Annotated in this window: 6 protein-coding genes; 5 read left to right on the top strand and 1 reads right to left on the bottom strand. The window is 70.1% G+C overall.

The features are described 5' to 3' along the window. Nucleotides 1-122 precede the first annotated feature (122 nt). The 5 genes from flhB to AC0IYU_RS22795 are packed head-to-tail and all read left to right on the top strand — an operon-like array spanning nt 123 to nt 7501. Nucleotides 123-1286 (top strand): flagellar biosynthesis protein FlhB, encoded by a 1164-nt coding sequence (gene flhB / locus AC0IYU_RS22775; RefSeq protein WP_472121347.1) that lies wholly within the window; start codon nt 123-125, stop codon nt 1284-1286. Then, entirely contained in the window at nt 1283-3382 is a 2100-nt protein-coding gene (gene flhA / locus AC0IYU_RS22780) for a flagellar biosynthesis protein FlhA (RefSeq protein ID WP_472121350.1), read from the top strand. The genes flhB and flhA overlap by 4 nt, the downstream gene beginning before the upstream one ends. Continuing rightward, nucleotides 3379-5925 (top strand): flagellar biosynthesis protein FlhF, encoded by a 2547-nt coding sequence (gene flhF, locus AC0IYU_RS22785; protein WP_472121353.1) that lies wholly within the window; start codon nt 3379-3381, stop codon nt 5923-5925. The genes flhA and flhF overlap by 4 nt, the downstream gene beginning before the upstream one ends. A gap of 10 nt (nt 5926-5935) precedes the next feature. Next, nucleotides 5936-6730 carry a MinD/ParA family ATP-binding protein gene (locus AC0IYU_RS22790; RefSeq protein WP_472121355.1) on the top strand — a complete coding sequence of 265 codons (795 nt, stop codon included), beginning with the start codon at nt 5936-5938 and terminating at the stop codon, nt 6728-6730. A 36-nt stretch (nt 6731-6766) separates the two neighbouring features. After that, the gene (locus tag AC0IYU_RS22795) at nt 6767-7501 is read left to right on the top strand and encodes an RNA polymerase sigma factor FliA (protein ID WP_472121357.1); all 735 of its coding nucleotides are present in this window, start codon (nt 6767-6769) and stop codon (nt 7499-7501) included. Here the strand turns inward: AC0IYU_RS22795 and AC0IYU_RS22800 are convergent. Further along, a partial coding sequence (locus AC0IYU_RS22800) for a type VI immunity family protein (protein ID WP_472121359.1) occupies nt 7485-9471 on the bottom strand: 1987 nt, incomplete at its 5' end. The genes AC0IYU_RS22795 and AC0IYU_RS22800 overlap by 17 nt on opposite strands.

Consider the following 9471-nt stretch of genomic DNA (forward strand, 5'->3'; position numbering starts at 1 on the left):
CCGCGCTGATTAAGCGAAGAGCAGGGCGATCAGGGCCCTGATCGGCAGATTGTTCCGGACCACCAAATTCAATAATTTGGTTCTAGGCAAGGCGTATTCCGCCACCGCCATCCGGAGCATGAATGTCTGAGGAAAGCGATCTCGAAAAAACGGAACCCGCCTCCGAGCGGCGCCTGGAGAAGGCGCGCGAGGAAGGCAACGTTGCCCGTTCACGCGAACTCACCACGTTCGTGATGCTGGCGACCGCCAGCGCCGGGCTGTGGCTCGCCGGCGATTCGCTCAGCCAGAGCCTGAACGGCGCGCTGCGCCTGGGCCTGCAGTTCGACCGCGCCAGCGCCTTCGACCCGCAGCACATGCTGGCCCAGACCGGGCTCATGGCGATGCAGGCGCTGATGGCCGTGGGCCCGTGGTTCGCCATGATGGTCGTGGCCGCGGTGGTCGCGCCGCTGATGCTGGGCGGCTGGATGTTCTCCGGCAAGGCGGTGGCCTTCAAGGCCGGCAAGCTCAATCCGCTGGCCGGCATCGCGCGCATGTTCTCCGCGCAGTCGCTGGCCGAGCTGGTCAAGGCGCTGGCCAAGTCGGCGCTGATCGGCTGGGTGGCGTGGCGGGTGGTGTCGGGCGACATCGAAGCCCTGATGGCGCTGATGGCGCAGCCCGCGCACTACGCGCTGCCGCACGCCATGGTGCTGGTGGCCAAGCACTGCGCGCTGATCGCCGCCACGCTCTTCCTGGTGGCCGCGATCGACGTGCCCTTCCAGCTGTGGAGCTACTTCCGCAAGCTGCGCATGTCGCGCGAAGACCTGCGCCAGGAACACAAGGAAAGCGAAGGCGATCCGCAGATCAAGGCGCAGATCCGCCGCCAGCAGCAGCAGATGGCGCGCCGCCGGATGATGGCCGAGGTGCCCAAGGCCGACATCGTGCTCACCAACCCGACGCACTTCGCGGTGGCGCTGAAGTACATGGACAGCGACATGCGCGCGCCGCGCGTGGTGGCCAAGGGCACCGAGCTGGTGGCGGCGCGCATCCGCGAGATGGCCAAGGAACACAACGTGCCCATCCTGGAGGCACCGCCGCTGGCCCGTTCGCTCTACAAGCACACGAAGCTGGGGCAGGAGATTCCCGCGGGCCTGTACACAGCCGTGGCCGAGGTGCTGGCCTGGGTGTACCAGCTCAAGCGCTGGAAGAGCGACGGCGGTGACGCGCCCCGCACGCCGACCGACCTGCAGGTGCCCGCAGACCTTCAATACACCGACACAGCCCAACCCGTGGAATCCCAAGCCGCATGAACGCGTTGACAACTTTCCTGCGACTGCCGCCGAACACGTTCTCCGGCTCGCAGTTCAAGGGCATGGCCGGCCCGGTGCTCATCATCCTCATCCTGAGCATGATGGTGCTGCCGCTGCCGCCCTTCCTGCTCGACCTGCTGTTCACCTTCAACATCGCGGTGTCGGTGATGGTGCTGCTGGTGAGCATGTACACCATGAAGGCGCTCGACTTCGCCGCCTTCCCGGCGGTGCTGCTGTTCTCCACGCTGCTGCGCCTGTCGCTGAACGTGGCGTCCACCCGCGTGGTGCTGATGCACGGCCACACCGGCCCCGACGCCGCGGGCAAGGTGATCGAGGCCTTCGGCCACTTCCTGGTGGGCGGCAATTTCGCCGTGGGCGTGATGGTGTTCATCATCCTCGTGCTGATCAACTTCATGGTGATCACCAAGGGCGCGGGCCGCATCGCCGAGGTGGGCGCGCGCTTCATGCTCGACGCCATGCCCGGCAAGCAGATGGCCATCGACGCCGACCTGAACGCCGGCCTGATCGGCGAGGAAGTGGCGCGCAAGCGCCGCGCCGAGGTGGCGCAGGAGGCCGACTTCTACGGCTCCATGGACGGTGCCAGCAAGTTCGTGCGCGGCGACGCCATCGCGGGCCTGCTGATCATGGTGATCAACATCATCGGCGGCCTGGTGGTCGGCATGCTGCAGCACGGGCTGGACTTCTCGACCGCCGGCAAGACCTACACGCTGCTGGCCATCGGCGACGGCCTGGTGGCGCAGATTCCGGCGCTGGTGATCTCCACCGCGGCCGGCGTGATCGTCTCGCGCGTGACCACCGACGAGGACGTCGGCAGCCAGCTGACCGGCCAGCTCTTCTCCAACCCGCAGGTGCTGTTCCTCACGGCCGGCATCGTCGGCCTGCTGGGCATGATTCCCGGCATGCCGAACCTGGCGTTCCTGCTGATCGCGGGCGGCCTGGTGTGGCTGGGCCGCCGCCTGCTGCTGCGCAAGCCGCAGGAGGCCGCGCAGCAGGCTGCGGCCGCCGCGCAGGCCGCGAGCGTGTCGCCCGCGGCCGAGATGGCCGAGGCCACCTGGGACGACGTGGCCATGGTCGACCCGCTGGGCATGCAGGTCGGCTACCGGCTCATTCCGCTGGTGGACCAGTCGCAGCAGGGCGAGCTGCTGGGCCGCATCAAGAGCATCCGCAAGAAGATCGCGCAGGAGGTGGGCTTCCTGGTGCCGGTGGTGCACATCCGCGACAACCTCGAGATCAACCCCAACACGTACATCATCAGCCTGAAGGACGTGGAGATCGGCCGCGGCGAGGCCTACCCGAACCAGTGGATGGCCATCAACCCCGGCCAGGTGACGGGTTCGCTGCCCGGCACGCCCACGCGCGACCCGGCCTTCGGCCTGGCGGCGGTGTGGATCGACGCCAGCCTGCGCCAGCAGGCGCAGGTGTACGGCTACACGGTGGTCGATGCCTGCACCGTGATGGCCACGCACCTGAACCACCTGATCCAGACGCACGCCGCCGAACTGCTCGGGCGCCAGGAAGTGCAGCAGCTGCTCGACCAGATCGCCAAGACCGCGCCCAAGCTCACCGAGGACCTGGTGCCCAAGGTGCTGTCGCTCAGCACGCTGCACAAGGTGCTGCAGAACCTGCTCGACGAAGAGGTGCCGATCCGCGACATGCGCACCATCCTCGACGTGATGGCCGAGCATGCGCCGACCATTAAGGACCCGACCGAGCTGACCACGCTCACCCGCCTGGCCCTGGGCCGCGCCATCACGCAGCAGCTGTTCCCGGGCGAGACCGAGATGCAGGTCATCGGCCTGGACGGCTCGCTCGACGGCGTGCTGCAGCAGGCGCTGACCAGCAGCAGCGGCATCGAGCCCGGCATTGCCGACAACTTGCTGCGCCAGGCGCAGGCCGCCATCGTTCGACAGGAACAGCTGGGCCTTGCGCCCGTGCTGGTCGTGCAGCACGCGCTGCGCGTGCTGCTGTCGCGTTTCCTGCGGCGCAGCCTGCCGCAGCTCAAGGTGCTTTCGCATGCGGAGATTCCTGACTCCCGCACCATCAAGATCACTGCCGCCATTGGAGGACGCGTTTGAATTCCCAGCAGACCGACGTGCGCACGACCGCACGCAAATTCGTCGCGGCCACCAGCCGCGAAGCCCTGAGACTCGTGCGCGAGGCGCTGGGCGCCGACGCCATCGTGCTCAGCCACCGCGTGGCGCCGGAGGGCGTCGAGATCGTCGCCATGGTGGAGGGCGAGATGCAGCAGGTGGTGGGCGACGCCTCGCCTGTGAAGCCTGCGGCCCCCTTGGCCCCCGCAGCTCCTTCGGCCCCTGCGGCTGTGGTGCCGGTGCCGGTTGCGATTGCCGCTCCGGTCGCGCCTGTCGCACCGGTGGCAGCCGTCACCCCTGTCGCGCCCGTGGCGCGCGCCGTGCCGTTGACGCCGGTCGCCATGGCGCCCGTGGCCCCGGTCGTGCCCACCGCGCCCGCCGACACGGTGCTCAACGAACTGCACTCCATGCGCGGCATGATCGAGGAGCAGCTCGCCAGCGTGGTGTGGAACGACAAGCAGCGCCGCGACCCCGTGCGCGGCCGCCTGCTGCGCACGCTGCTCGGCGCCGGCTTCAGCGCAAAGCTCTCCAAGGCCATGCTCGAGAAGCTGCCCACCGGCCAGAGCTACGCCGAAGGCATGGCCTACGTGCGCTCCGAGTTGATTCGCGCCGTGCCTGTGCACGAAGACGAAGACGCCCTGTTCGCGCAAGGCGGCGTCTATGCGCTGATGGGCCCGACCGGCGTCGGCAAGACCACCACCACCGCCAAGCTGGCCGCGCGCTGCGTGATGCGCTTCGGTGCCGACAAGCTCGCGCTGGTCACCACCGACAGCTACCGGATCGGCGCCTACGAGCAACTGCGCATCTACGGCCAGATCCTCAACGTGCCGGTGTACGCCGTGAAGGACGCGGCCGACCTGCACCTCGTGCTGCAGGACCTGCGCGACAAGCACATGGTGCTGATCGACACCGTCGGCATGAGCCAGCGCGACCGCGCGGTGCCCGAGCAGATCGCCATGCTGGGCCAGAGCCCGCGCCCGGTGAAGCGCCTGCTGCTGCTGAACGCCACCAGTCACGGCGACACGCTCAACGAGGTGGTGCATGCCTACCGCCAGGGCAACGAGCTGACCGGCTGCATCTTCACCAAGGTCGACGAGTCCACGCACCCGGGCGCGCTGATCGACACCGTCATTCGCCACCGCCTGCCGGTGCACTACATCTCCAGCGGCCAGAAGGTGCCCGAGAACCTGCTGCAGGCCGACCGCGCGCAACTCGTGGACAGCGTGTTCCAGCCGCGCCAGCACAACCCGCTGTTCGTGCCGGCCGAGAGCGACCTGCAGGAAGAACCCGCGGGCGCCGGCCCGTCGGCGCAGGTGGTGCAGGCGCAGGGCGAGACCGACCGCCTGCGGCTGAAGTACCAGAACCTGATCCGCGCCATGGCGCACGACGCGCAGGAGCTGGCCACCGCCGCCGGCGCGCTGTCCGGTGCGCAGATCGGCTTCGATCGCGCACGCGGCCTCTGGCGCCAGGCGGGCGACGCCGAGACCGGCCAGAAGGCCGTGCTGCAAGACCTCGCGGTGCATGCGCGCGGCGAAGTGGCCGCGGGTTGCGAGACCTACGTGCTGGCGCTGTCGGGCCAGATCGGCCTGCGCTCCAACGAAGGCGGCGACGCCTACGAATGCCATGGCAGCCTGCTGCTGTCGGACCGCACGGGCCTGCCGCTCGCCGCCCCGAACCAGTGGCTCGCCACCGCCGCCACGCGCGGCATGAAGGACCCGGCACGCAAGCCGGGCGCGCGCCAGGCGCCCTGGCTGCGCCAGCAGGACTTCGGCGCCCGCACGATGGTGCACGTGCTCACGCGCCTGCCCGGCATCGAGGCCATGGTGCAGTGGCAGGCCGCCGGCCAGCGCTGGCTGGCGCGCGCGCCGGGCTCCACCGCCGTGATCGATTCGCGCACCGGCGCGCCCGACACCTTGGCCCGGCTGGATCTCGAATTCGGCGAAGGCCGGCCGGTGCGCTTTCGCGGCAAGCCGGCGCTCCAATGCGAAGCGCACGTCGACGTGGTGCTGCGCTTCAACGCCGCCGCCGCGGCGGCGGGCATCGAGCGCGGCGCCATGCCCGCGCTGCGCTGCGTGGCCACCCGCACGCTCGACGCGCGCACCGGCAACGTGCTGGCGCTGGGCTTTGCGCTGTCGAACGCCGGCGCCGAAGTGACGGCGCGCCAGCTCGCGCAATGGCAAGGCTGGGCCAACGAGGCCGAGCCCTGCTTCCGACTGCTGCGCGACGGCGTGCAGCTGGTGGGCGGCATCGGCGAGCTGGGCGACCCGGACAACATGAAGCGCCTGCTCATCGCCGGGCAGGTGACCACCACCGTGTGGCGCCTGCTGCACGCCGAGGGTGAATGGGCCGACCGCACGCGCACGCTGCTGGGCCAGCTGACGGCCCGCCCCGCGCGCAACGGACGGCTCATGAGCGGCAGCGCGCTGTATGCCGGGGTGGGCAAGCTCTTCCTGCTGCTGGAGGCGCTGGGCACCGAATCGACGGCGCCCGTGCAGGCGCCGCGCGCGCTGGAGCCGCTGGGCCGATGAGGAGAACCGCATGAGCAAGCTGGTCGCCGACCAGGCGGACGGACTGCGGCGCCTGCTGGCGCCGAAGCCCACGCGCGTGATCGCCGTCGCCGGCATGGGGCAGGGCGCCGGCGGCACCACTGCCGCCATGAACCTGGGCGTGGCCCTGGTCCAGCAGGGCAAAAGCGTGCTGCTGCTGGATGAACACTGCCCGAAGGAAGGCTCGGCCTGCGAGGTCTGGGCGATCGATCCGCTCGGCAGCCTGGCCGACGTCGCCAGCCATCGGCTGACGCTGGACGGGGCCGACGTGCAGGCCGGGTGCGGGGTGCACGTGCTGCCCGCGCCGCCCGGCGTGGCGCCGGACACGACCGACCCGCGCGCGCTGTGGCCCGACGGCGTGGTCATCGTCGACGCGGCCTTCGACCGCGAGGGGCGCCTGTCGCCGCTCGCGCGGGACGCGGACGACCTGCTGCTGGTGCTCAAGCCGCATCCGGCGTCGATCACCTCGGCCTATGCGGGCATCAAGAACCTGCACTACGCGCACGGGCTGAAGCAGCTGCGCTTTCTCATCAACGGCGTGGTCGATATCGACGGCGCGCAGCAGATCATGAACAACCTCGCCAACGCCGGCAGCCGCTACCTCGCGCTGTCGCTGCTGCCCGCCGGGCTGGTGCGCTTCGATGCGCGCATTCCCGATGCGTGGCGGCTGAAGCAGACCATTGCCGAGGCCTTTCCCGCCAGCGCGGCCGCGGTGGACTTCCGGCGCCTGGCCGACGACGTGGGCCGCTGGCCGTGGCGCGCGGCCGTGCCGCTGCAGGCCGCCTGACGCGCCGACCACCCCATCAACGGAACAAGGACGGCCGTGTACACCGCACAGGGAACCATCGACAAATCGCACCTGCTGGCGCAGCATCAACCGCTGGTGCGCCGCATCGCGCTGCAGATGATGTCCAAGCTGCCCGCCAGCGTGGAGCTAGACGACCTGATCCAGGCCGGCATGCTGGGCCTGCTGGACGCGTCCAGCCGCTACCAGGACAACCGCGGTGCGCAGTTCGAGACCTTCGTCAGCCAGCGCATCCGCGGCGCCATGCTCGACGAGCTGCGTGCCAACGACTGGGGCTCGCGCGGCCTGCGCCAGTCGGCGCGTGGCGTCGAGAAGGCCATTCACGCGCTGGGCCACCGGCTCGGGCGCTCGCCCACCGAAGGGGAGATCGCCAAGGAGCTGAAGATGGACCTGGAGGCGTACCAGTCGCTGCTGCAGGAAATCCAGGGCTGCCAGCTGCTGTACGTCGAGGACTTCGCCAAGGACGATGCCGACAACCCCTTCCTCGATGCGCATTCGCAGGAATCGCGAAAGGACGGACGCGCGAGCAACGACCCGCTGGAGCAGTTGCTGGAAAGCGGCTTCAGGCACCAGCTGGTCGACGCGATTGCAACCTTGCCCGAGCGCGACCAGCTGCTGCTGAACCTGTACTACGAGGAAGAGCTGAACCTGCGGGAAATAGGCGCCATTCTCGAAGTGAGCCAGTCGCGCGTGTGCCAGCTGCACAGCCAGGCGATCAGCCGGCTGCGCGCGAAGCTCAAGGACCTGCTGTAGGGCCTGCTGTAGGGCCTGCTGCAGGGCCGGCGGCGGGCCAGTCGCCGTCGGCATCGAAGCGCCGCAGCCAGCGCGCCGACGTGGCGGGCGTGAACATGTCCTCGCGCGCCGTGTTGGGCGGATGGCTCACCAGCCAGAGCCTTGGCAGGCGCACCGGCTTCAGCGCTTCGGCCAGTGCGCGCAGGGGCTCGGGCACCCCTTGTTCGACCGGGTGCAGCGCAGGAGCGTCGCCGGCCTCGATCCACAGGCCCCGGCCTTCCATGCACGGCTGCACGCGCAGGCCCGGCACCTGGCCCAGCCGGCCTTGCAAGGCATTCACGCCCCCCAGGGTGGTGGCGTGGTCGCCGCACACCAGCACCCCGAAGCTCGGCGTGCGCATGCCGCCCTCCAGGCTCATGCCGTCGGGCCTGCTGGAGCGCATGAAGAAGGGCTTGTCCACGTCGAGCCCGAGAAACCGTTGCGCCAGGGCGAACTCGGCCACCTGCTGGAACGCATAGCGCTCCAGCACCGGCGGGCGCCCGATGCCCAGGCCCATGTAGGCCTGCTCGGGCTGCAACCGTTGCAATGCGCCCAGCCACCACGCGCGCAGTTCGTCCTTGCGCGCCTTCCAGAACGCCAGCGGAAAGTGCAGTGCGAGGTAGTCCAGGCCGGGCGCGGCCTTGGCAAGGCGCGCGCGGCGGCACCGCGCGAGCGCCTGGAACTCGAACTGCGACGAGCTTTCCTTCGTCGGGGCGTCGAAGGCTTCGAGCGAGACGGTGTCGTCGGCATGCTTGAGGAAGTGCGTTTCGATGTCGGCCTGCGTGTGCGCCCTGCGCGCGACGGCGCCGCTGCGCAGGCCCATGTAGCGGGTCAGCGCGTGGCCGGTGAGCGCCTGGAACTCCTCGTGCAACTGCGGAATGAGCAAGGCCAGCCGGCCCGCGTCGGCCTTGGAGCGCACCTGAAAGTAGGCCGAGGCGTGCATGGCCAGCCGCCAGGTGGCGGGCGGTTGCGGCGGGCCCGACGCATCGCTGGCTGGCACCGTGGCCGTGGCGCCGGCGTCGGTGCGCAGGGCGTCGATCCAGCGCTGCAGCTCGGGTGCGGGCAGATGGTCGCGGCCGCGCATGCCGGGCGCGTAGAGCACGTGGAACCGGTCGCGGCCGAACATGTCGACGAGGGCCTGGCTCTGGTTGAGTCCCAGCGAGTCGGGCGTGAGCTTCAGCTCCACGGCATGCGTCACCTGCGCCGCGCCCGGCGACGGGTGGCCCGGCGGCACGACCACCAGGTCGGCGGAGAGGCTGCCCTTCGGCTTGCGCCAATGGCAGTCGCCCTTGCGCAACGGCCGGGGGGCCGGGTTGCCGATGAGCGGCATGCCGTTGACGGCAAAGGCCAGCTCCGACTTGAAGGGCGCCTGCCAGAAGCCCACCTGGTAGTCGCAGGCGTCCAGCAGCGTGGCGAAGCTGCGATGCGCGTCGCTGCGCACCTTGGGCTTGTCGTCGCCGCCGGCATGCACCGCGGACTCTTCGCCGGGCTGCATCTCGTAGCAGCGCGAGTCGGGGCGCACCGGAAAGGCCACGGCGAAGGCGCCGAGCGCGCGATACAGCGGCAGGAAGGGCAGCGGCCGGCCCCAGGTGTTGCCCGCCTCGCCGTGGCCTTGCATGGCCGTGGCGTCTGCGACGGCGCTGGCTGCGATGCAGTGGCGGCCCAGGTCGGCCAGCACCTGCGTGAGCACGCCCGCTGCCTTGCGCAGGCCGGCCTCCTGCCATTGCAGCGCGGGATAGATTTGCAGGCTGGCCTCCAGGTCCTGTTCGAGCAGCGCGCCGACCGGCAGGGTGGGCGCTTCGGCGGCACAGAGCAGCTTGCCCAGCCGGTACACGAGCACGCCCATGGGACGACGCAGGGTTTCGATGCCTTCGGGGCCGAGCGCGTCCAGCACGGCCAAAGCCTTGGCGAGGTGCGGTTCGCAGGAGGTCTGGAGGGGGTGGGGCGGGAGG

Source organism: Variovorax sp. AC103, from assembly GCF_979254005.1.

What these genes read in the sequence shown, in the direction of transcription:
- flhB (WP_472121347.1), top strand. Translation starts at nt 123, where the DNA reads ATGTCTGAGGAAAGCGATCTCGAAAAAACGGAACCCGCCTCCGAGCGG.
- flhA (WP_472121350.1), top strand. Translation starts at nt 1,283, where the DNA reads ATGAACGCGTTGACAACTTTCCTGCGACTGCCGCCGAACACGTTCTCC.
- AC0IYU_RS22790 (WP_472121355.1), top strand. Translation starts at nt 5,936, where the DNA reads ATGAGCAAGCTGGTCGCCGACCAGGCGGACGGACTGCGGCGCCTGCTG.